The 21591-nt window shown below is 69.6% G+C and carries 20 protein-coding genes and 1 tRNA gene; 5 read left to right on the forward strand and 16 right to left on the reverse strand.

The genetic code is table 11. The annotated features are described in order from the left end of the window. Positions 1-148 precede the first annotated feature (148 nt). Positions 149-1291 (forward strand): galactokinase, encoded by a 1143-nt coding sequence (gene galK / locus ACFQV6_RS04790; RefSeq protein WP_378026074.1) that lies wholly within the window; start codon positions 149-151, stop codon positions 1289-1291. A 141-nt stretch (positions 1292-1432) separates the two neighbouring features. Continuing rightward, complete coding sequence (locus tag ACFQV6_RS04795) at positions 1433-2242, forward strand: ATP-binding protein (protein ID WP_378026075.1); 810 nt, start codon at positions 1433-1435, stop codon at positions 2240-2242. A 6-nt stretch (positions 2243-2248) separates the two neighbouring features. Here the strand turns inward: ACFQV6_RS04795 and cysN are convergent, their stop codons facing one another. The 9 genes from cysN to ACFQV6_RS04840 all read right to left on the reverse strand — a co-directional run bounded on the left by cysN (position 2249) and on the right by ACFQV6_RS04840 (position 11948). Then, the gene (gene cysN, locus ACFQV6_RS04800; protein WP_378026076.1) at positions 2249-3547 is read right to left on the reverse strand and encodes a sulfate adenylyltransferase subunit CysN; all 1299 of its coding nucleotides are present in this window, start codon (positions 3545-3547) and stop codon (positions 2249-2251) included. After that, positions 3547-4458 (reverse strand): sulfate adenylyltransferase subunit CysD, encoded by a 912-nt coding sequence (gene cysD / locus ACFQV6_RS04805; protein WP_378026077.1) that lies wholly within the window; start codon positions 4456-4458, stop codon positions 3547-3549. Before cysD ends, cysN begins: the two co-directional genes overlap by 1 nt. A 54-nt stretch (positions 4459-4512) precedes the next feature. Next, complete coding sequence (locus ACFQV6_RS04810) at positions 4513-5403, reverse strand: 3'(2'),5'-bisphosphate nucleotidase CysQ (RefSeq protein ID WP_378026078.1); 891 nt, start codon at positions 5401-5403, stop codon at positions 4513-4515. A gap of 39 nt (positions 5404-5442) precedes the next feature. After that, positions 5443-7371, reverse strand: a complete 1929-nt coding sequence (locus ACFQV6_RS04815; protein WP_378026079.1) for an exopolysaccharide biosynthesis polyprenyl glycosylphosphotransferase — start codon at positions 7369-7371, stop codon at positions 5443-5445. Between the two features lie 140 nt (positions 7372-7511). Continuing rightward, complete coding sequence (pth, locus tag ACFQV6_RS04820; protein ID WP_378026080.1) at positions 7512-8099, reverse strand: aminoacyl-tRNA hydrolase; 588 nt, start codon at positions 8097-8099, stop codon at positions 7512-7514. 163 nt (positions 8100-8262) lie between these two features. After that, positions 8263-8880: a 50S ribosomal protein L25/general stress protein Ctc gene (locus ACFQV6_RS04825; protein ID WP_378026081.1), complete on the reverse strand. Its 618-nt coding sequence runs from the start codon at positions 8878-8880 to the stop codon at positions 8263-8265. A gap of 366 nt (positions 8881-9246) precedes the next feature. Next, positions 9247-10227 carry a ribose-phosphate diphosphokinase gene (locus ACFQV6_RS04830; protein WP_378026082.1) on the reverse strand — a complete coding sequence of 327 codons (981 nt, stop codon included), beginning with the start codon at positions 10225-10227 and terminating at the stop codon, positions 9247-9249. A 110-nt stretch (positions 10228-10337) separates the two neighbouring features. Further along, positions 10338-11789, reverse strand: coding sequence for a bifunctional UDP-N-acetylglucosamine diphosphorylase/glucosamine-1-phosphate N-acetyltransferase GlmU (gene glmU / locus ACFQV6_RS04835; protein WP_378026083.1), 1452 nt, complete (start codon positions 11787-11789; stop codon positions 10338-10340). Between the two features lie 87 nt (positions 11790-11876). Next, positions 11877-11948 (reverse strand) — tRNA-Gln (locus tag ACFQV6_RS04840). A 124-nt stretch (positions 11949-12072) separates the two neighbouring features. Between ACFQV6_RS04840 and ACFQV6_RS04845 the strand changes: the two genes are divergently transcribed. After that, on the forward strand, positions 12073-12714 hold the full coding sequence (locus ACFQV6_RS04845; protein ID WP_378026084.1) for a TetR/AcrR family transcriptional regulator: 642 nt from the start codon (positions 12073-12075) through the stop codon (positions 12712-12714). 28 nt (positions 12715-12742) lie between these two features. On the opposite strand, the gene ACFQV6_RS04850 is transcribed toward ACFQV6_RS04845, so the two are convergent. The 5 genes from ACFQV6_RS04850 to rsmA form a co-directional block, all read right to left on the reverse strand. Continuing rightward, positions 12743-13204, reverse strand: coding sequence for a DUF4383 domain-containing protein (locus ACFQV6_RS04850; RefSeq protein ID WP_378026085.1), 462 nt, complete (start codon positions 13202-13204; stop codon positions 12743-12745). 78 nt (positions 13205-13282) lie between these two features. Beyond that, complete coding sequence (locus tag ACFQV6_RS04855; protein WP_378026086.1) at positions 13283-15082, reverse strand: ABC-F family ATP-binding cassette domain-containing protein; 1800 nt, start codon at positions 15080-15082, stop codon at positions 13283-13285. Between the two features lie 7 nt (positions 15083-15089). Then, complete coding sequence (locus ACFQV6_RS04860; protein WP_378026087.1) at positions 15090-16037, reverse strand: 4-(cytidine 5'-diphospho)-2-C-methyl-D-erythritol kinase; 948 nt, start codon at positions 16035-16037, stop codon at positions 15090-15092. After that, on the reverse strand, positions 16034-16642 hold the full coding sequence (locus ACFQV6_RS04865; protein WP_378026088.1) for a Uma2 family endonuclease: 609 nt from the start codon (positions 16640-16642) through the stop codon (positions 16034-16036). The genes ACFQV6_RS04860 and ACFQV6_RS04865 overlap by 4 nt, the downstream gene beginning before the upstream one ends. Positions 16643-16655: 13 nt before the next feature. Further along, positions 16656-17543: a 16S rRNA (adenine(1518)-N(6)/adenine(1519)-N(6))-dimethyltransferase RsmA gene (gene rsmA / locus ACFQV6_RS04870; RefSeq protein ID WP_378026089.1), complete on the reverse strand. Its 888-nt coding sequence runs from the start codon at positions 17541-17543 to the stop codon at positions 16656-16658. Between the two features lie 58 nt (positions 17544-17601). On the opposite strand from rsmA, the gene ACFQV6_RS04875 reads away from it, so the two are divergent. Further along, on the forward strand, positions 17602-18024 hold the full coding sequence (locus ACFQV6_RS04875) for a hypothetical protein (RefSeq protein WP_378026090.1): 423 nt from the start codon (positions 17602-17604) through the stop codon (positions 18022-18024). A gap of 16 nt (positions 18025-18040) precedes the next feature. On the opposite strand, the gene ACFQV6_RS04880 is transcribed toward ACFQV6_RS04875, so the two are convergent. Further along, the gene (locus ACFQV6_RS04880) at positions 18041-18928 is read right to left on the reverse strand and encodes a TatD family hydrolase (RefSeq protein WP_378026091.1); all 888 of its coding nucleotides are present in this window, start codon (positions 18926-18928) and stop codon (positions 18041-18043) included. A gap of 79 nt (positions 18929-19007) precedes the next feature. On the opposite strand from ACFQV6_RS04880, the gene ACFQV6_RS04885 reads away from it, so the two are divergent. Next, entirely contained in the window at positions 19008-20042 is a 1035-nt protein-coding gene (locus tag ACFQV6_RS04885; RefSeq protein WP_378026092.1) for a hypothetical protein, read from the forward strand. A 66-nt stretch (positions 20043-20108) separates the two neighbouring features. Here the strand turns inward: ACFQV6_RS04885 and ACFQV6_RS04890 are convergent, their stop codons facing one another. Next, positions 20109-21416 carry a PKD domain-containing protein gene (locus tag ACFQV6_RS04890; RefSeq protein WP_378026093.1) on the reverse strand — a complete coding sequence of 436 codons (1308 nt, stop codon included), beginning with the start codon at positions 21414-21416 and terminating at the stop codon, positions 20109-20111. Positions 21417-21591 lie beyond the last annotated feature (175 nt).

Here is a 21591-nt window from a genome sequence, read left to right on the forward strand (position 1 = left end):
GAGCTTGCGAGCGAATCATTCAGCTCAGTCTTGAACTCATGGCGACGCCGGAGCGAAGCGGAGGTGGCGGCATGAGCGAGCTTGCGAGCGAATCATTCAGCTCAGTCTTGAACTCATGGCGACGCCGGAGCGAAGCGGAGGTGGCGGCATGAGCATTCAGGAGGCTGCGGGGGCGGCGTTCAGGCAGGCGTACGGGACTGAGCCGGCCGGATTCTGGGCAGCGCCGGGCCGGGTCAACCTGATCGGCGAGCACACCGACTACAACGACGGTTTCGTGCTGCCCTTCGCCCTGCCGCAGCGCACGATCGCCGCCGTCGGCCCGTCCACGGACGGCCGCTGGTCGGTCTGCTCCACGATCGCCGCCGACCCGGTCACGTTCGGCGTCACCGAACCGGGTGAGGTGACCGGCTGGGGTGCGTATGTCGCCGGAGTGGTCTGGGCCCTGCGCGAGGCGGGCCACGAGGTGCCGCCGGTCCGCATCGCTCTCGCCTCCGACGTTCCCCTCGGCGCGGGGGTCTCCTCGTCGGCCGCGATGGAGTCGGTGGTGCTCACCGCACTGATCGACGTCGGCGGCCTGGACGTGCCCCTGGAGAAGCGCCCGGCGATCGCCCAGCGGGCCGAGAACCTCTACGTCGGCGCGCCCACCGGCATCCTGGACCAGTCGGCGTCCATCCGCTGTCAGGAGGGCAGGGCGCTGTTCCTCGACTGCCGGTCGTACGAGGTCGAGCAGATCCCGTTCGACCTGGCCGCCGAGGGCCTGGCCATCCTCGTGATCAACAGCAACGCCCCGCATCAGCACGTCGACGGTGAGTACGGCGCCCGCCGCAAGACCTGCGAGGCGTCCGCGAGCGCCCTGGGTGTCACCGCCCTGCGTGACGTCTCCGTGCCGGAGCTGCCGCAGGCTCTGGAGCGGCTGGACGACGACGTGATGCGGCGGCGCACCCGGCACATCGTCACCGAGAACCAGCGGGTCCTGGACACCGTCTCGCTGCTGCGCTCGGGCCGGGTCCGCGAGATCGGCCCGCTGCTGACCGCCTCGCACGCCTCGATGCGCGACGACTTCGAGATCACCGTGCCGCAGGTGGACGTGGCCGTGCAGGCCGCGCTGGAGTCCGGAGCCTACGGCGCCCGGATGACCGGCGGCGGATTCGGTGGCTGTGTGCTCGCCCTGGTCGACGCCGACCGGGCGGACGCGTGCGCGGCAGCCGTTGCCACGGCCTACGAGCAGCACGAATTCACCGCTCCGACCAGTTGGGTGGCTGTCGCCGGCCCCGGCGCGACCCGGCTCTGACACCGCGGTCACCGGCCCCCGAAAGTCCGGAGAGGCCTACGGGGGCCACCAATCCGAGGGGGGTGGTCGGCCTTTCATCCGATCACCCGCAGGAGCGAGACCAGGGGCTGAACCGGCCGGAGCGCGGTTATGGTGTCCGGCATGGGGGTCAGCGCACCGTATCTTTCCGATGACACCGAGCAAGGTGTCTCCATCAGCGTCGACAACGTCGAGGACGCTGCCGTCTCGCTGCTCACGGTTCGTGGCCCCTGGGACGCCCAGCTTCGCTACAGCGCCTCGGTGACGCTGCGCCAGTGCTTCACCGAGCATCCCGACGGCCTGATCGTGGACCTCACCGGCCTGCTCGACCCGCACAGCGAGAGCGCGTCCACCTGGACGTCCGCTCAGCACGCCGCGGCCGGCCTGCAGCCACCGGTCCACCTCGCTCTCTGCGTTCCCCCGGACCTGCCGCTCGCCGACCTGATGCAGGGCCTGGGCGCCGGCCGGTACCTGCCGATCTACGCCAAGGTGGACCAGGCGCGGGTGGCGCTGGCCGGGCGGTTGCCGGGTGCGGAGCGGCTGAGCCTCACGCTGACGCCGGACCCGGACGCACCGAGCGTGGCCCGCAACCTGGTCAGCGACGCCTGCCTGGCGTGGGGACTCGTGCATCTGCTGCACCCGAGCCGGCTGGTGATGTCGGAGCTGGTGACGAACGCTGTCGAGCACGCGGGCACCGAGATCCGGGTGGTGGTGACCCGGCGGGGTGCGGGCCTGCACCTGTCGGTGGCCGACGACGACCCGCGGCTGCCGGAGATGATCCAGCTGACCCGGCCCCGGCCGGACGTACCGCTCGACGTGCGCGGGCGAGGACTGCGGACAGTGCAGGAGACAGCCGTCCAGTGGGGTTCCGTACCGGCCGGGAAGGGCAAGGTCGTGTGGGCGGCGGTCCGTGACCACCGCCCGTCAACCTGACGACTGCTAGCGGGCCTCGATGATCATTCCGGCGGCGACGGTCCGGTTCGTGGTCTCGTCGATCAGGATGAAACCGCCGGTCGTGCGGTTGCGCCGGTACTCGTCGGCCAGCAGCGGCACCGTGGTGCGCAGCCGGACCCGGCCGATCTCGTTGAGCGCGAGCTCGCCGGCGCTCTCGTCGCGGTGCAGCGTGTTCACGTCCAGCCGGTACTGCAAGCCCCGGACCACGGTACGAGCGGTCCGGGTGGTGTGCTTGATCGCGTACCTGGCGCCGACGCGCAGCGGTGCCGTCTCGTCCATCCAGCAGATCATCGCCTCGACGTCCTGAGCGGGCGTCGGCGCGTTGTGCGGCCGGCAGATCATGTCGCCACGCGAGATGTCGATCTCGTCGGTCAGCCGGACCGTCACCGACATCGGCGGGAACGCCTCGTCGACCGGGCCGGCGGCGGTGTCGATCGACGCGATCTTGCTGGTCATGCCGGACGGCAGGACCATCACGTCGTCGCCGGGCTTGAGGATGCCGGAGGCGACCTGCCCGGCGTAGCCGCGGTAGTCGGTCACCGTCGTCGACTGGGGACGGATCACGTACTGCACCGGGAAGCGGACGTCGACCAGGTTGCGGTCGCTGGCGATGTGCACGTGCTCCAGGTGGTGCAGCAGCGACGGGCCCTCGTACCACGGCGAGTTCTCCGAGCGGGAGGCGATGTTGTCGCCGTTCAGCGCGGAGATCGGGATGACGGTCAGGTCGGGTGCGTCGAGCTTCGCGGCGAACGAGGTGAACTCGTCGGCGATCTTCTCGAAGACCTTCTGGTCCCAGTCGACCAGGTCCATCTTGTTGACGCACAGCACCAGGTGCGGGACACGCAGCAGCGAGCAGAGGAAAGCGTGCCGGCGGGACTGCTCGACCAGGCCCTTGCGGGCGTCGACCAGGATCAGCGCCAGGTCGGCGGTGGAGGCGCCGGTGACCATGTTCCGGGTGTACTGGATGTGCCCCGGGGTGTCCGCGATGATGAACTTGCGCCGCGGCGTCGCGAAGTAGCGGTACGCCACGTCGATCGTGATGCCCTGCTCCCGCTCGGCGCGCAGGCCGTCGGTGAGCAGAGCCAGGTTCGTGTACTCGTCGCCGCGGGACGCGCTGGCCGCCTCGACGGCCTCCAGCTGGTCGGCGAAGATCGTCTTGGTGTCGAACAGCAGCCGCCCGATGAGCGTGGACTTACCGTCGTCGACGCTACCGGCGGTGGCGAAACGAAGCAGGTCCATGTTGCGCGCGGCGGCGGCGTCAGGCTCGAGAACTGCCTGGCTCATCAGAAGTAACCCTCTCGCTTACGGTCTTCCATCGCGGCCTCGCTGACCTTGTCGTCGCCGCGGGTCGCGCCACGCTCGGTGATCCGGGTGGCGGCGACCTCGTCGATCACCTTCTGCACGGTGTCGGCGTCGGAGAGCACGGCGGCGGTCTGCGAGGCGTCGCCGACGGTCCGGTACCGCACCCGGCGGACCTCGGAGGTCTCGCCGTCACGCAGCCGGATGAACTCGTTGACCGCGTAGAACATCCCGTTGCGCTCGACGACCTCACGGTCGTGGGCGTAATAGATGCTCGGCAGCGGGATCCGCTCCTTGGCGATGTAGTGCCAGACGTCCAGCTCGGTCCAGTTGGAGAGCGGGAACACCCGGATCGACTCACCCGGGTGGTGCCGGCCGTTGTAGAGGCCCCACAGCTCGGGACGCTGGTTCTTCGGGTCCCACTGGCCGAACTCGTCGCGGAAGCTGAACATCCGCTCCTTGGCCCGGGCCTTCTCCTCGTCGCGCCGGGCGCCGCCGAAGAGGGCGTCGAAACGGTATTTCTCCACCGCGTTGAGCAGGACCGGGGTCTGGATCCGGTTACGCGTGCCGTCGGGGAGCTCGCGCACCAGACCGGTGTCGATCGCCTCCTGCACGCTGGCGATCACCAGGTTGAGGCCGAGCGAGGCGACCCGGCTGTCCCGGTACTCCAGGACCTCGGGGAAGTTGTGCCCGGTGTCGATGTGCATGACCGGGAACGGGATGCGCGCCGGGGCGAACGCCTTCTCCGCCAGGCGCAGCATCACGATCGAGTCCTTGCCGCCGGAGAAGAGCAGCACGGGGCGCTCGAACTCGGCCATCACCTCCCGCATGACGAAGATGCTCTCCGCTTCGAGAGCATCCAGATGCGAAACGCGGTAGGGCTTCGTCTGGCTCATTACTTCAGTCCCCAGACCTTTCTCCGGCGATTGGGCACGGGCGTTGCCGAGTCGTCATTGTTGCGGAAGATGCCTCTGCAGTGCAGCAAGCAACCGAGGAGCGAGATCTTTGCGACACACGACCAGGTCCGGAAGCTTGGGATCGGCCTGGTTGTAGGCCAGCGGGGAGCCGTCGATGCGTGACGCGTGAAGTCCGGTGGCCAGCGCCACAGCGGCCGGTGCGGCCGAGTCCCACTCGTACTGGCCGCCGGCGTGCACGTACGCGTCGGCCTCACCGCTGATCACCGCGGCGATCTTCACGCCGGCCGAGCCCATCGGCACCAGCTCGGCGCCGATGTCCTCGGCGAGCGCGGTGACGAACGCGGGCGGCCGGGTCCGGCTGGCCGCGATCCTGATGGCCCCGCCGGTGGCCGACTCCAGCGGCATCGGCGGGTAGGCGGGCGGCTGGTCGGTGGCGAAAGTGCGGTGCTGGGCCGGCATCGCCACGGCACCCGCGGCGAGGCAAGCGGGGCTGGAACAGTCGGCGGTCCAGAGGGCCACGTGCACGGCCCAGTCGGTACGGCCCTCCTCGGAGAACTCCCGCGTCCCGTCGAGCGGGTCGACGATCCACACCCGGGAGGCGCTCAGCCGGTCCGGTCGTACCGTGTGCTCCTCACCCTCCCGCCAGGCGACGCGGGCGTGCTCGTCCTCCTCGGACAGCACGGCGTCGGCCGGGCGCCAGCGGGCCAGCTCGGCCCGGAGCAGTTCGTGAGCGGCGTGGTCACCCGCGGATTTGAGAGCTTTCGGGTCGGCGTACCCCATCTCGGCACGGACCTGGAGCAGCACCTGGCCGGCGCGTTCCGCCAGCCAGCGGGCGAACGCGGCGTCGATGACCGGCGGCGTGCCGCCCTCACCGGAGTCCCGCTGACCAGCAATGCGCGCGGACGTCTTCGTCTGCTCGCCCATCGTCTCGCTCCTCACTCACCGTCGGCGGGCGCCGAACGTTCAGTACGCTCCGGATGACCGCACCACGGCGGTCACTGTCCTGAGCAGGATCACCAGATCCAGGCTCAGGGACCAGTTCTCGACGTAGCGAAGGTCGAGCCGGACCGCCTCCTCCCAGGAGAGGTCCGACCGCCCGGACACCTGCCACAGACCGGTCATGCCCGGCTTGACGGCCAGGCGGCGCCGCACATCGTCGGCGTAGGCGGCGACCTCCGTCGGCAAGGGCGGCCGCGGGCCGACCAGCGACATCTGCCCCAGCAGGACATTGAGCAGCTGCGGGAGCTCATCCATCGAGAACCTGCGCAACCACCGTCCGACCGGAGTGACACGCGGGTCGTCGCGGATTTTGAAGAGCACACCGTCGTGCTCGTTGAGGTGTCTCAGCTCAGCCAACCGGGCCTCGGCATCGACATACATGCTGCGGAACTTGAAGATCCGGAACTGACGGCCGTCACGTCCCACGCGCACTTGCCGAAAGAGTACCGGTCCACGGGAGGTGAGTCCCACGCAGAGCGCCACGCTCAGGAGCACCGGACCGAAAAGGACCAGAAGCAGGAACGCGCCTACACGATCGACCATGTCCTTGACCAACCGCGATCCGCCGTGCAGCCGGGGATGCTCGACGTGCAGCATGGGCAGCCCGTCGAACGGCCGGATGGTGGTGCGCGCCCCGGCCACGTCGACGAGCGCACTGGCCACCACGAGGTCCACCTCGTCGCGCTCGAGCTGCCAGGCGAGCCTGCGTACCGCGGCGCCGTCCAGCTCGGGGCAGCTCAGCACGACCACGGTGTCCGCATCGGCCTGCTCGACGGCGTTCGCCACGTCGTCGAACGTGCCGTAGACCGGCAGATCGGTCACGCCTATCCCGTCGGCGCCCGGCGGCAGGCAGGCGCCGACCACCTCGAGGCCGTGGTACCGCTCGCGGCGCAGCTGCCGGGTGATGCCGATGACCGAGAGCTCGTGTCCGACGACGATCACCCTACGGAGGTTCTCCCCGCGGGCCCGGGCACAGTGCAGGCGCTTGCGGAGCGCGAACCGCGAACCGACCACCGAGGCCACCGCGATCGGCAGGGCGACCAGGACGTACGACCTGGCCAGGTCCAGATCGAGGGCGTACGAGACGACGGCCGCCCCGGCGATCAGGCCGACACCGCCGCGGATCACCCGCTGGTATTCATCACTGCCGACGAAGAGGAAACGTCGCTCGTACGCGCGGCAGAGCGCCAGCGCCAGCAGCAGCGCCACCGGCAGCAGCGCGGAGAGCACCAGGTAGGCGCGGTTGTACTGGGTGACGGCGTCACCGAAGCGAACCATGAACGTCACGGCACCGGCGGTCACCCCGGCGAGCAGGTCGGTGAGGATCAGTGCCCAGACGTACCGGCGTTCCCAGAGCTGCCGCCGCGACATCGCCGCGTGCCGGCCCCGGACCCGCAGGAACGGGCGGGTCGCCGCCCGGACCGCCTGCGAACGGCTCGGCCGAGTGGACCAGTGCCGCTCCATCGCGCGATTCCGCGCCCGGTCCGCGTTCGTCACCCGATCGGGGGTGGGTCGTTCGTTGCGGTGCCGCTCCCCCGCACCGGTCGGCGGCGAGCTGAGCGGCGCCCGATCCGCCGCGCCCGCGGGCGGCGAGTTCAGCGGCGCCCAGTGCCGTTCCTCCGCACCGGCCGGCGGCGAGTTCAGCGGCGCCCAGTGCCGTTCCTCCGCACCGGCCGGCGGCGGGCTGAGTGGCGCCACCACCGGGCCAGGGATCTTGTTGAGAGCCGATCCCCGCTGGGGAGAACGCTGCGGACCGCGGTTGCCGGGAGGATGATTCGCCAGGCCGTGACCCGGCGGCGGATCCTGCGGTACGCGATCGGGCCGGATCGCCGGCAGGATCACCGTGGGTTCGGTCAACGCGTCCGCCCGGTCCTCGGACACGTCCTGCGACATCCTCGAACCTCCCGTCACGTCAATCCAACGCACCGATTGCGTGCGTCCGTGTGACCAACGGATGGACGGCGGAGCGCGTCACGGGATCCCGGGGCGGACAAAACGACCCAAACGGATTTTTCTATTTTTTCCGCCGAGTCTCAGACCCCGTGGTACTTGTTCTGCGCCCACTCGACGCCCTCGAGGATGATCGCCTCGGTCACGTCGGCTGCCCGATCCACCAGGAAGTCCAGTTCCTTGCGCTCCACCGCGGAAAAGTCGGAGAGCACGTAGTCGGCCGGATCCTGCCGCCCCGGCGGGCGCCCGATCCCGAACCGCACGCGGGCGTACTCCTTGCTCGCCAGCGACTTCGACATCGAGCGCAGCCCGTTGTGACCGCCCTCGCCCCCACCACGTTTCGCCCGAACCTGTCCGAACGGCACATCAAGCTCATCATGCACCGCGATCACATTCGCCACGGGAATTTTGAAGAACTGCGCCAGCGACACCACGGGTGCCCCCGACAGGTTCATGTACGTCAGCGGCTTCACCAGGATCACCCGGGGACCACCGAAGCCCAGCCGGCCCTCGGCCGCCTCGGCCTGCGTACGCTTCGCCCGGCCGAACCGGCCCCCGAACCGGGAGGCCAGCAGGTCAGCCACCATGAAACCCACGTTGTGCCGGTTGGCCGCATACTCCCGGCCGGGATTCCCCAGCCCGACCACCAGCCACGGCGCCTCGTCACTCACCCTTGCCTCCGCTCCCGCCGCACATGAGGACGCACTGCGCCCGCCCCCGGTCGTACATACCGACGCAGCCTCGCGTCCGCTCCGGCCACATACAGATCAGGGAAAGTGCCACCCGGCACTTTCCCTGATCCCTGGCTTACCGCTGCGCTGCTGCGCGACAGACTTACTCCGCGGCCTGGCCCTCGGTGGTGGCCTCGCCCTCGCCGGCCTCGCCCTCGGACGGAGCGGCGTTCTGCGTCGACGCGGTGATCATCGCGAGGACGTAGTCCGCCTCGACCGCGAGCTCGGTGCCCTGCGGGAGGTTGATGTCGCCGGCGGTGATGCGCGAGCCGGCCTCGAGGCCCTCGACCGAAACCTCGAGCTCGGACGGCAGGTGCAGCGCGTCAGCGACCACCGCGACGGTGTTCGACTCGTGCACGACCAGGGTGCTCTTGGCGGCCTCACCGGTCAGCACGACCGGGACGTCCACCTGGATCTTCTCGCCGCGCTTCACGATCAGCAGGTCCACGTGCTCGAACGTGTCCTTGATCGGGTCGCGCTGGATCGCCTTTGGCAGCGCCAGGGTGGCGGCCGCGTTGCCGGCGATGTCGATGGTGAAAATCTGGTTGAGGCCACCGTGACGGATGGCGGCCGCGAACTCACGGACGGGCAGCGCGATGTGCTGCGGCTTCTCGCCGTGCCCGTACAGCACGGCCGGCACCAAGCCGGCCCGGCGCGTGCGGCGGGCACCGCCCTTGCCGAATTCGGTACGGGGCTCGGCGCTGATCTTTACCTCGGACACGGGGAAACTCCTGAAACTCTTCGATGCGGGCTGCGTCTAAGTCTGCGGCTGCGGTATCCGGCAGTGCTGCGGTGGTCACCGTCGACGGTGCGGAAGCCGTCGCCGGCGCTGCCGGGCTAGGGGGCGCGCTGGGCACAGGCCCGGAGCACCGCGTCGATGACGGCGCCTCGAGCGGACTGCGAACCTCAACAGCCCACGAAGCACCCTCGCCGTGGCAACCGTACTAGCTTACCTGGCACGATCGAGCACCACTCAGCGGGTCCGGCAGCCTGTCGGCGTCCGCAAAAAATCACCCCGCCGAATGCAACTTGCACCTCAAAGCAAACGCCCGTCACAGGACGGGCGCGCCAACTCGAGGAAACCGGCTCAGCTGAGGCCACCGAACAAAGTGGTCACCGAACCATCGTCGAACACCTCACGGATCGCCCGCGCCAGCAGCGGTGCGATCGACAACACAGTGATCTTGTCCAGCCGCTTCTCCGGCGACAACGGCAGCGTGTTCGTCACCACCAGCTCGCTGATCCGGCTGTTCTTCAGCCGCTCGGTGGCCGGATCGGACAGCAGCGCGTGCGTCGAGGCCACGATCACGTCCGCCGCACCCTCCTGGAACAGGATGTCCGCGGCCTTCGTGATCGTCCCACCAGTGTCGATCATGTCGTCGACGATCAGGCACACCCGGCCCTCGACCTCGCCGACCACCCGGTTCGCCACCACCTGGTTCGGCTTCAGCGGGTCCCGGGTCTTGTGGATGAACGCCAGCGGGCAACCACCCAGCCGGTCCGTCCACCGCTCGGCCACCCGCACCCGGCCCGAGTCCGGCGCGACCACTGTCATCGGCCGGCCCGCGAACTTCCGCTGCACGTACTCGGCGAGGATGTCCATCGCGAACAGGTGGTCCACCGGACCGTCGAAGAATCCCTGGATCTGCGCGGTGTGCAGGTCCACGGTCAGGATCCGGTTCGCCCCCGCGGTCTTCAGCAGGTCCGCCACCAGCCGGGCCGAGATCGGCTCACGGCCCCGGTGCTTCTTGTCCTGCCGCGAGTACGGGTAGAACGGCAGCACCACGGTGATCCGCTTCGCCGACCCCCGCTTCAGGGCGTCGACCATGATCAGCGTCTCCATGACCCACCGGTTCACCCCCTCGGTGACCGACTGCACCACGAAGGCGTCCGAGCCCCGCACCGAATCCTTGAACCTGACGAAAATCTCACCGTTGGCGAACTCGTACGAGTCCGAAGGCGTCGGCGCCACGCCGAGCACCTGGCCGATCTCCTCCGCCAGTTCCGGGAAACCCCGGCCGGAGAAGAGCATCAGACTCTTACGGTTCTCGGCGACGATGCTGCCCATCGACTCGCGCTCCCGTTAATCAGAGGGTGGGTTCGCAGTGAAGTATCCCTGTCGGGCACGTAACCGCCATGTTTCCGGGCCGCTGCGTGGGATGCCTCACCCCCGCTGGATCACTCCTGGTCAGCAGTGGTATCCGCTGCCTCAGCCGCACGCTGCGCCGCATCCGCGGAAACCGTCCCCGGCCGCCGGCGAGCCGTCCAGCCCTCCACGTTGCGCTGCTGGGCCCGGGTGACGCCCAGGTTGCCCGCCGGTACGTCCTTCGCGATCGCGCTCCCGGCGGCCACGTAGGCGCCCGGACCGATCTCTACCGGAGCGATCAACACGGTGTCCGAGCCGACGAAGGCGGCCTCACCGACGGTGGTCCTGCTCTTTCGCACCCCGTCGTAGTTGGCGAAGATCGTGCCGGCCCCGATGTTGGCCTTCGCCCCGATGGTCGCGTCACCCACATAAGTCAGGTGCGGCACCTTCGCGCCCTCACCCAGCTCGGCGTTCTTCGTCTCGACGAACCCGCCGACCTTGGACTTGCGCGCCAGGCGGGTCCCGGGCCGCAGGAACGAGAACGGGCCCACCGTCGCCTCCGGACCGACCTCGGCACCGATCGAGTGGGTCCGCAGAACGGAGGCGCCCTCAGCCACCACGGTGTCGATGAGCGTCGTATCCGGACCGACCACCGCGTCCCGGGCCACCGTCGTCGCACCGGACAGCCGGCAGTTCTGATCGATCACTGCGTCCGGCTCCAGCGTCACGGTCACGTCGATCCAGGTCGTCGCGGGATCGAGCAGGAGCACGCCGGAACGCATCCAGCCGTCGTTCACCCGGTCGCGCATCAGCACCCGCAGCCGCGACAGCTCCGCGCGGTCGTTGCAACCGAGGGTCTCGTACGCGAATTCGGCCACCTCGATCGCCACCGGGTGCCCCTGCCCGGCGAGGATCGCGAACACGTCGGTCAGGTACTCCTCGCCCTGGGCGTTGTCCGTGGACAGCTTGCCCAGCGCCTCCCGCAGCAGAACCGCGTCGAACGCGTAGATCCCCGAGTTGATCTCGCGGATCCGGCGCTGCTCCTCGGAGGCGTCCTTCTGCTCGACGATCCGCTCCAGGTTGCCCGCCGCGTCCCGCACGATCCGGCCCAGCCCGCCCGGCTCCGCCACCTCGGCACTCAGCACGGTCGCCGCGGCGCCGGCCTTCTCGTGGGTGGCCAGCAGCGCCTCCACCGTCTCCGGGCGCAGCAGCGGCACGTCACCGCTGAGCACCACGACCGTGCCGGTCAGCTCCGGTGCGGCGTCGAGCGCGATGCGGACCGCGTGGCCCGTCCCGTTCTGCTCGGCCTGCAGCACCGGGGTGGCGTCCGGAGCGGCCTCGGTGAGGAAGGCGCCGACCTCGTCGGCCTTGTGACCCACCACAACGAGCGTGCGATCGGTGTGGATGGCCGAGGCGACCGCGAGGACGTGCCCGAGCAGGGTGCGGCCGAGGAGTGGCTGCAGAACCTTGGGCGTCGCGGACTTCATCCGCTTCCCCTCACCGGCGGCGAGGACGACAACGGTACGGCTGAGGGCCTGGCTCACGCGGGACTCCATCGTTCGCAGTGGCATCTTGCATGGGCGACGTCATGTCGCTCGCAGCCATCGGCGGCTGGTGTCACAAGGGATTTGCTCGGCCGCCAGGACTCGAACCCGGAACTTTTGGACCAAAACCAAAGGTGTTGCCAATTACACCACGGCCGAATATCGCTGGGGACAGCCTAGCGTCTCCCCGCCCGCCAACGATAAGCGGACGAAGCCTCTCGTGTGAACGCCCGGGAGCGCTGTCGATCAAACGACACCGTGAGGCTGACAGGATGGGCCGGTGATGGAACACGGGGATCCCAGAACGACGCCGCGGGTGCGGATGTCGGCAGCTCAGCGCCGGGAGCAACTGATCGCCACCGGCCGGCAACTCTTTGCCGAGCGTGGATTCGAGGCGACGAGCGTCGAGGAGGTCGCGGCCCGGGCGAAGGTGTCGAAGCCTGTCGTCTACGAGCACTTCGGCGGCAAGGAGGGCCTCTACGCGGTCGTCGTCGACCGGGAGGTGCGGGCCCTGCTGGACCGGATCGCCACGGCGCTGACCGCCGGGCATCCGCGGGAGCTGCTGGAACAGGCGGCGCTGGCGTTGCTCGACTACATCGAGGAGGAGCCGCACGGGTTCCAGGTGCTGATCCGCCAGGCGCCGGTGCTCTCCAGCGGCGGCACCTTCTCCAGCGTGATGAGCGACGTGGCGCATCAGGTGGAACACATCCTGGGCGCCGAGTTCAAGAGCCGGGGCATCGATCCGAAGTTCGCCGAGCTCTACTCGCAGGCGCTCGTGGGGATGGTCGCCATGGTCGGGCAGTGGTGGCGGGAGGCGCGCAAGCCGAAGAAGGAGATGGTGGCCGCGCACCTGGTCAACCTGGCCTGGAACGGCCTCTCCCACCTGGAGACCAAACCGGGGCTGCAGACCCGCCGGGTCCGGTGAGACAGACCCGGCGGCGGTCGGCGCCGGATCAGGCGGTGCGGCCTTCGCGCACCTGGCGAGGCGTGCCGGCCTGCGCCTCCGGGACGACCTTGCTGTACAGGCTGACGGTGATCAGCAGCAGCCCGGCGAGGTAGGTGACGACCACGGTGGCGACGCTGGCTCCGAAGAAGTTCGCGTCGGTCCGGATGGTGGCCAGGGAGTAGCTGCCGAGCACCAGCAGGCCCCAGCCGAGGTACTTGTCGATCGCGACGTCGAGGTTGCGCCCGATGACGGTGCCGAGCAGGACCAGGCCGCCGATGACGAGCGTGATGATCGACCAGAGCATGTTGCTCTCCTGGCCGAGCACCCGAACGCCCGTCTCGTTGGCGAACGGCTCACCGGCCGTCTGGATCAGGCCCAGGATGCCGAAGGCGACCAGGTACCCGCCGGTGATGAAACCGACCACGCGGTAGATCGACCGCAAGGGGTGATTGACCGGGTTGTGCGCCATGCTGTCCGTCTCCAAGGTCAGGTGTCTTCGGACCGATTCTCGCGTATCCCCCACAGCGACGCAGGCACACCCCCCGGATCAGTTTCCGGGCACCTGCTCCGCAAGCTCCAGCCAGGTCTCCTCAACCTGCGCCCGCTCCACCTGAACGGCCTTGAGCTGCGCCTCGAGCTCGACGATCTTGTCGTAGTCGCTGCCGTGCTCGGCCAGGCCCTCGTTGATCTTGGCTTCCTTCTCGGAGAGCTTGTCCATCTGCCGCTCCAGCCGCGCAAGATCCTTGCGAGCCTGGCGCAACTCACCCGACGAGAGGCCCGGCGCGCTCTGCGGCGCTTCACCCGCAACCGTTTCCGGTACGACCGGAGCACTCGGATCCGCGACCCGAGCAAGGTATTCGTCGATGCCGCCCGGCAGGTGCACGAGGCGGCCGTCGCCGAACATGCCGTAGGCCGTGTCGGTGACCCGCTCGACCAGATAGCGGTCGTGGCTGGCGACGACCATGGTGCCCGGCCAGGAGTCGAGCAGGTCCTCGAGGGAGGCCAGGGTGTCGGTGTCCAGGTCGTTCGTCGGCTCGTCGAGGAGCAGCACGTTCGGCTCGGTGGCGAGCAGGCGCAGCATCTGGAGACGGCGCCGCTCGCCGCCGGAGAGGTCGCTGACCGGGGTCCAGATCCGCTTGTCGGTGAACCCGAAGACCTCGGCGAGCTGACCGGCGGAGAGCTCCCGGTCGCCGAGCTTGACCCGCTTGGCGACCTCCTCCACCGCCTCCAGCAGGCGCAGGTGGCCCGGCAGCTCCCTGAGCTCCTGGGAGAGGAACGCCGGGCGGACCGTCGAACCGGTGACCAGACGGCCGCCGTCCGGCTTGGTGACGCCCGCCAGCAGCCGCAGCAGGGTGGTCTTGCCCGCGCCGTTGGCACCCAGGATCGCGATCCGGTCGCCGGGGCCGACCTGCCAGGTCAGCTCCCGGAAGATCGGCTTGGGGCCGGCGTTGAGGGTGACCTGCTCGAGGTCGTAGACCTGCTTGCCGAGCCGGGTGGTGGCCAGGCGCTGCAGGCTGACGGTGTCACGGACCGGCGGGACGTCGGCGATCAGCTCGTTGGCGGCGTCGATCCGGAATTTCGGCTTGGAGGTGCGGGCCGGCGGACCGCGGCGCAGCCAGGCGATCTCTTTACGGAGCAGGTTCTGCCGGCGGGCCTCGACGGAGGCGGCGACCCGCTGCCGTTCCACCCTCGCCAGGGTCCAGGCGGCGTAACCACCCTCGTAGAGGTGGACCTCCTCGTCCACGACCTCCCAGGTCGCGGTGCAGACCTCGTCGAGGAACCAGCGGTCGTGGGTGACCACGACCAGGGCACCGCGCCGGGTGACGAGGTGTTTCGCCAGCCAGTCGACACCGGCCACGTCGAGGTGGTTGGTGGGCTCGTCGAGGATCAGCAGGTCGCTCTCGCGGACCAGCAGGGCCGCCAGCGCGACGCGGCGGCGCTCGCCACCGGACATCGGGCCGACGGGCGTGTCCAGGCCGAGATATCCCATGCCGAGACCGTCGAGGATCATGCGGACACCGGCGTCGCCGGCCCACTCGTGCTCGGCGCCCATGCCCTCCGCCAGCCAGGCGGTGCCGAGCACGACGTCGCGCACGGTCGCCTCGGCGGCCAGGGTCAGGGTCTGCGGCAGCGTCGCGACCCGCAGGTCACGACGGTGGGTGACCCGGCCGGAGTCCGGTTCCTCGGTCTTGGCGAGCAGTCGGAGAAGGGTTGATTTGCCGGCACCGTTGAGACCGACGATGCCGATGCGGGCGTCGTCGTCAAGGCCGAGCGAGACGTCGGTGAGCAGCTGACCGGCGGCGCCGTAACCCTTGTTGACCCGGTCCAGGTTGATGATGTTGGCCACGATGCGTCTAGATTACCCGCGCTCCGGGTTGCGGCCCGCGCGCGGTGACCGCCGCCCGGCACACACCCGCCGCGTCCAGCCCCGAAGCCACCCGCTGCGCGTGCGCCGCGTCGGTGGCGAGGAAGACACACGTCGGGCCGGAACCGGAGACCAGACCGGTGACCGCACCCGCCTCGTGACCGGCTTTCAGCACGTCGGCCAGGTGCGGGCGCAGCGAGAGCGCGGCCGCCTGGAGGTCGTTGCCGAGGGCGGCGCCGAGAACCTCGGGATCACGCTGGCGCAGGGCGGACATCAGCTGATCGGCGTCGGCGAGCGCGGCCGGCGGCCAGGAGCTGGCGCGCAACGTGTCCAGTTCCCGGTAGACCGCGGGGGTGGAGAGACCGCCGTCGGCGATCGCGACGACCCAGTGCCAGCTGGTGGGGCGGGCCAGGATCGGGCTGATCGCCTCACCGTGCCCGGTGCCGAGGGCGGTGCCACCGTGCAGCAGGAACGGCACGTCGGAGCCGAGCTGGGCACCCACCACGGCGAGCTCGTCGCGGGACATGCCGAGGCCCCACAGCAGGTCGCAGGCGATCAGGGTCGCGGCGGCGTCGGCGCTGCCACCGGCCAGCCCGCCGGCGAGCGGGATCGACTTGCGCAGGTGCAACCGCGCATATGCCGGGACGCGCCCGTGCGCGGCCAGGGCCCGTGCGGCCCGGATGATCAGGTTGCTCTCGTCGAGCGCCAGCTCGCCGGTGCCTTCGCCCTCCATGGTGAGGGTGAGGGTGTCCCCGCGGCGGGCGGTGAGCTCGTCGAAGAGGCTGATCGCGTGGTAAACGGTGTTCAGCTCGTGATAGCCGTCCGGCCGCAGCGGACCGACACCGAGATGCAGGTTGATCTTCGCCGGCACACGCACCTTGACCGGACCGTGGTGCGGGCGCGGCCGATCGTCGTCCGGTCCCCAGGCTTCGGTCACGGAGTGATGTCCCGAATCGGCAGCACGATCTCGAACGGCTTGCTCAACACCAGTTGCTCCGTCGCATCGGCAACCAGCCGATAGGAATCACCGACCAGGTCATAGGCGAAGACGTGCAGGGGATCCTGCTCGATGCGCCAGTAATGCGGAATGCCCGCGGCAGCATAGAGAGCCGGTTTCACCAGGCGATCGCGTCGCCTGGTGCCCGGGGAGACGATCTCGATGACGGCGACCACCTGTTCCGGCTGGAAGAAGTGATGATCAAGATCGACGGGGCTGTGCAGGATCAGCGCGTCGGGCTCGAGGGTGAAGTCGTGGTCGACCATGACCCCGACAGCCATCTGCGGCTCGAACCCGTCGGGAAGATGCTGATCGAGCCAACCCACCAGCCGCCAATTGATCCTTTGATGGCCACCGGTCGGAGAGGGAACCACGGTCAGGACTCCATCGGCAAGCTCGACGCGGGGGGCGTCATCGGGCAGGTTGAGGACATCTTCGACGGTGTAACCGGCGCGCTTCTGCTTGACAAGGTCAGGGCTCCACAAGACGTCACCCACTGATTCCGCAGTCATGAGTTCACCCCTGCCCTGAATCCAGTCCGCCATGAATCCAGCTCCGTCATGAGTTCGCCTCTGTGGGCTGTGCGTCGGACCGGCTGAGCTTACCGCCGTACCCCGACTGTTTTGCCGCCGCCGCGATCGCGGCGAACTCGCCCACCGTGAGCGACTCGCCCCGTGCCTGCGGGCTGATGCCCGCTGCCCGCAACACCTGCTCGGCCCGATCCGGGCCGCCCGCCCAGCCGGCCAGTGCGGCGCGCAGGGTCTTGCGCCGCTGGGCGAATGCCGCATCCACCACCGCGAAGACGTCGCGCCGGTCGGCACCCGGAGGCGAGTCCTGCCGGGTGAAGGCGACCAGCCCGGAATCCACGTTGGGCACCGGCCAGAACACCGCGGGCGGGACCTTGCCGGCCGACTTGGCGGCCGCGTACCAGGCGAGCTTGACCGACGGCACGCCGTACACCTTCGAACCGGGACCGGCGATCAGCCGGTCAGCGACCTCCTTCTGCACCATCACCAGCCCACCGCGCAGGGTGGGCAGCTCGGCGAGCAGATGCAGCACCACCGGGACCGCCACGTTGTACGGCAAATTCGCCACGAGCATGGTCGGCGCCGGGTCGAAGCGGTCGCCGGTGACCCTCAGCGCGTCCGCGGCGTGCACGGTGAGGTGCGCTGCCCGGACGGTGTCCGGCAGGGCCGCGGCCAGCACCGGGTCGATCTCCACCGCGTGGACGTGGCGGACCGCGCCCACCAGCCCGAGGGTCAGCGAGCCGAGCCCGGGGCCGACCTCCAGGGCGACGTCGCCGGGTACCAGGCCGGCGGCCGCGACGATGCGCCGGATGGTGTTCGGGTCGTGCAGGAAGTTCTGGCCGAGCTTCTTGGTCGGCGCGACGCCGAGGCGCGCGGCGAGTTCCCGGATCTCCGCCGGGCCGAGGAGTGCGTCAGCCATCCCCAGAGCCTAGGACGGACCTCGTCCTCGCTGGACGCCGCCAGGTAGTAATGGAGTCATGACGGAACTGCTGGCGCTGCGAGGAGTGGTCGAGGCAGCTCCGGACTTGGTGGCGGGGGTGCTGCTGGACGTGCGGCCGGGTGGGCGGTCGCCGCTCGCCACCGGCGGCCCGGTCGAGGAGGACGACGGCGACGAGTTCGTGGTGGTCCGCGACGGCAGCCGGCTGACCGTCCGGATCGACCGCACCGCCCGCTCGGTGACCCAGGAGGGCGAGTGGTGGTACCGCGGAGTCACCTCGGTCGAGCCGGACCCGCGCGGCGCCCTGCTGGTCACCCGGATCTACAACATCGCGCCGGGGCACGGCTGGGCGGTGCGGATGGTGTCGCGCGGCCCGCTGCACGCCGCACCGACCGCCTTCGCGACCCAGTTGGAGCAGCTCAGCCGCGAGCTGGGGGTAGCCGCGTGGGTCGAGGTGGACTAGGCCTCCCGGAGCAGGATCAGCGCCAGGTGCCGAAGACCCGCTCACCGTTCGCCGAGATCGTGGCGCAGAGTTCGTCCACGTCGATCCGGCGGGCCTCGGCGAGGGCGCGCACGGTCAGCGGGATCAGGTAGGAGGCGTTGGGGCGTCCCCGGTACGGGGTCGGCGTCAGATAGGGCGCGTCGGTCTCCACCATCATCTGCTCGGGCGGGGTGATCGCGGCCGCCTCGCGCAGGGCGGACGCGCTGGCGAAGGTGACCGTGCCGGCGAAGCTCAGGTAGTAGCCGCGCCGGACGCACTCGGCGGCGAACTCGGCGTCGCCGGAGAAGCAGTGCAGCACCACAGTGTCCGGTGCGCCCTCCGAGTCGAGCACCCGCAGCACGTCCTCGTGTGCGTCCCGGTCGTGGATGATCAGCGCTTTGCCGTACTGCTTGGCGATGGCGATGTGCGCGCGGAAGCTCCGCTCCTGGGCGGCCCGCCCCTCGTCACCCGTACGGAAGGTGTCCATGCCGGTCTCACCGATGCCCCGGACCCGGGGGCGGGCGGCGAGCGCCTCGATCTCGCGCAAGGCGGCGTCCAGATCGGAGAGCCGGGGCGCCTCGTTCGGGTGCAGGGCGACGGCGGCGAGCACCGACTCGTGCCGGTCGGCTAGGTCGGCACCCCAGGCGGACGAGGCGGCGTCCACTCCGACCTGGACGAGGCGGTCCACGCCGCTCTTCGCCGCGGCCGCGATCAGCGACTCGATCGGGTCCCCGGTGCCGTCGCCGGGAACGCCGGCCTCGGAAACAGTGAGGTCGAGGTGGGTGTGGCTGTCGAAGACCGGTACCGCGAGCGGCTCGGGCGCCGGCGGGAACTCACCGGCCCGGCGGGAGCTCTTGGCACGGCGCGATTCCGATGGAGAAGGCATGTGAGACATTGTGCACGTCGCATTTTTCGGTAACCGGCTGTTCATCCCGTATCCACCGTGATCACTTAAGTTGCGCCGCGTGACCGTGACCGGTGAGGACAGTGAGCTCGGGACAGATCCGCTCGATCCGCCCCTGATGGCTCCTCTGCGGCGCGAGCTGAGCTGGCAGCAGGTTCAGTCGATGAGCCAGTCCGCGGGATATCGCGATGATCCGGGACTGCGCCGGATCCGGGCGACCGCGGCGATCCGCCGGGGCACCCGGATGACCAAGGTGCTGTCCGCGGCCCAGGTGGCGGGCCATCTCGGCGGCTGGCTGCCGTACGGGTTCTGCTACCGGTCCTGCGACATCGCCCACCTGCGGGAGCCGGAACAGCTGACGCTGCTGCGCACCGACGGCGCCGCTGACGACCGGGTCGCGTTCGCGCTCCGCTGGCGGGCCACCGACCCGCTGGACTTCGAGGTGCCGGTGGCACCGGCACAACCCGGGCTCGCGGCGCTGCCGTCGCACTCGCGAATCGGCGCGATGGTGCTCGGCACCGGGTTCACGCCGAGCACCGACGACCTGATCCCGGAGTACGTCACCACCAGCTTCGCCGACCTGCCGATGCCCGCGAACGCGCAGTTGCTGGCGCACGTGCCGGGCGGGGACGAGGTGGTGCTCTACTCGTTCCAGCCGGAGCAGAACGGGTGGCTGCGGCTGGCCGGGCCACGCTGGCGCGGGCTCCTCGGCGAGATACCCGGTGTCAGCCCGGACCGCGAGTACGTGCCGTGCACCGCGACCGGCACCGCCAAGCTGGTCGGCCAGATCGACGGCAAGGAGTACGAGGCGGTCGCCGACCCGCCCGGCGAGTTCCGGGTGCGCGCGCTGACCCGGGCGGCCCGCTACCCGGTGCAGACGCTGAGCCGCCGGGCCGAGCAGGCGATGTGGCGCGGGGTGCCCTGCTGGGTTCTGCAGCGCGACGAGACCTGGGCGCGGCTGCGGATGCTCCGGCCGGACGCGGACGCGATCAACGTCCTCGGTGCCCGCTGTTACGAGCGGGGCGTCTACGAGACGTGGGCGCCGGTGGGCGAGCTGTCCGATCATCACATCGCGGATCTCGCGTACCAGCTCTGAGGTGACGCGCAGGGCATGCGAAAAAGGGGCCGGCGAAAGCCGGCCCCTTTCACGTCAGTCGTTTGCTCAGCGGGTGAGCCGCACCTCGCGGGTGCGCTCGACGTAGCGGTCGGCGTAGTCGCCGGCCACCGCGCCCACCAGGAAGTAGCCCTTCGAGAGGCCCTTGGGCAGGGTCAGCGACCACTTGCCCTTCTTGACCGGCACGCGCACCAGGTTCACGAAGCAGGAGTTGAACTGCGCGTCGGTGTTGACGCGCTTCCACTTCTTCTGCGGGGTGAGGCAGTACATCGCGCCCGCCTGGGTCATCCGGAAGGCGGTCAGGTAGACCGAGTTGCGGATCAGGCCGGAGCCCTTGTCGCTGGCCGTACCGCGGACGGTCTTCCAGGAGCTGGCCTTGGTCGAGCTGCTCGGCTTGGTGATGGTCAGCTTCGGCTTCCAGCTGTCCTTCAGCACGTTGACCTTGCCGGCGTACTGGTACAGGCTCGCGCCGAACTTGTTCACCGGCGCGACACGGATGGTCCGGACGCCGCTGAGCCGCGTACCGGTCTCCTTGCCGTTGACGACCTTGTACAGGATGTAGCCCTTGACCGTGCCGGACTTCTTGGCGTGGTACGACGTGCTGCCGTCGGCCCAGTCGACGACGAAGCCGGTCGCGCCGGCGGGAAGCTTCTTGACGGTCACGCCGAACGACACGCCCTGGTACACCTTCTTGGTGCTCAGGGAGTAGGTGCCCTTCGCCGGCGTGGTCACCGAGACGGACTTCGGCGCGGTCGTGAAGGAGTTGCCGGCCTTGTCGGTCAGCGTCACGGTCACGTTGAACTTGCCGTTGCGGGCGTACCGCTTGTTGACGGTGACCCAGCTCGGGTAGAGCTGCGTGCTGGTGCCGTCACCCCAGTTGATCTTCCGGTTGATCTGGTTGTCCGGCGTCACGTTGTCGCCGAACTCCGAAATGTTCTGGTTGAACACGAGGGTCTGGCCGAGCCAGAGGCCACCCGAGTTCAGGCGGAACGTGCCGGTCGGCTTGACGGTGTCCGGCGTCGCGGTCGGCTCCGTGGTCGGAGGCGTCGTCGGCTCGGTGGTCGGCTCCGTGGTCGGAGGCGTCGTCGGCGCGTCGGTGGTCGGCTCCGCAGTCGCCGTCGCCGTGGCGGTCGGCGTCGTGCTCGTCGGCGTCGTCGGAACGGGCGCGTCGGTGGTCGGCTCCGTGGTGCTGGGAGTCGTGGTGGTGGGAGTCGTCGGCTCCTCGGTCGCGGCGAGAACGGGCACCGCAGCGACGGGCGCAACGGCCTGAGCCGGCGACGTGTAGACCGCACCACCTGCAACCAGCGCGCCGCTGACGATTGCCGTCAGCAGAGGACGCGAGAGGCGAGGCTTCACAGGTTCTCCTTCGAGAGGGGTTGATCCACACGAAGGACGGGCGAGCGGATCCGGCGGTAGCGCCGAAACGCGACCGTACCGATGAAACGCTCACGTCCCCCCGTGGCGAAGTGACGGTACCGGATCAACGTCACTTCGATCAATCCCTTAATCGACCATGACACGTGCTATTCAC

Source organism: Actinoplanes sp. GCM10030250, from assembly GCF_042666575.1.
Taxonomy (GTDB): domain Bacteria; phylum Actinomycetota; class Actinomycetes; order Mycobacteriales; family Micromonosporaceae; genus Actinoplanes.

What these genes read in the sequence shown, in the direction of transcription:
- cysN (WP_378026076.1), bottom strand. Translation starts at nt 3,547, where the DNA reads ATGAGCCAGGCAGTTCTCGAGCCTGACGCCGCCGCCGCGCGCAACATG.
- ACFQV6_RS04875 (WP_378026090.1), top strand. Translation starts at nt 17,602, where the DNA reads ATGACGGAACTGCTGGCGCTGCGAGGAGTGGTCGAGGCAGCTCCGGAC.
- ACFQV6_RS04865 (WP_378026088.1), bottom strand. Translation starts at nt 16,642, where the DNA reads ATGGCGGACTGGATTCAGGGCAGGGGTGAACTCATGACTGCGGAATCA.
- galK (WP_378026074.1), top strand. Translation starts at nt 149, where the DNA reads ATGAGCATTCAGGAGGCTGCGGGGGCGGCGTTCAGGCAGGCGTACGGG.
- ACFQV6_RS04850 (WP_378026085.1), bottom strand. Translation starts at nt 13,204, where the DNA reads ATGGCGCACAACCCGGTCAATCACCCCTTGCGGTCGATCTACCGCGTG.
- rsmA (WP_378026089.1), bottom strand. Translation starts at nt 17,543, where the DNA reads ATGGCTGACGCACTCCTCGGCCCGGCGGAGATCCGGGAACTCGCCGCG.
- ACFQV6_RS04795 (WP_378026075.1), top strand. Translation starts at nt 1,433, where the DNA reads ATGGGGGTCAGCGCACCGTATCTTTCCGATGACACCGAGCAAGGTGTC.
- ACFQV6_RS04810 (WP_378026078.1), bottom strand. Translation starts at nt 5,403, where the DNA reads ATGGGCGAGCAGACGAAGACGTCCGCGCGCATTGCTGGTCAGCGGGAC.
- ACFQV6_RS04830 (WP_378026082.1), bottom strand. Translation starts at nt 10,227, where the DNA reads ATGGGCAGCATCGTCGCCGAGAACCGTAAGAGTCTGATGCTCTTCTCC.
- ACFQV6_RS04845 (WP_378026084.1), top strand. Translation starts at nt 12,073, where the DNA reads ATGGAACACGGGGATCCCAGAACGACGCCGCGGGTGCGGATGTCGGCA.
- ACFQV6_RS04815 (WP_378026079.1), bottom strand. Translation starts at nt 7,371, where the DNA reads ATGTCGCAGGACGTGTCCGAGGACCGGGCGGACGCGTTGACCGAACCC.
- ACFQV6_RS04880 (WP_378026091.1), bottom strand. Translation starts at nt 18,928, where the DNA reads ATGCCTTCTCCATCGGAATCGCGCCGTGCCAAGAGCTCCCGCCGGGCC.
- cysD (WP_378026077.1), bottom strand. Translation starts at nt 4,458, where the DNA reads ATGAGCCAGACGAAGCCCTACCGCGTTTCGCATCTGGATGCTCTCGAA.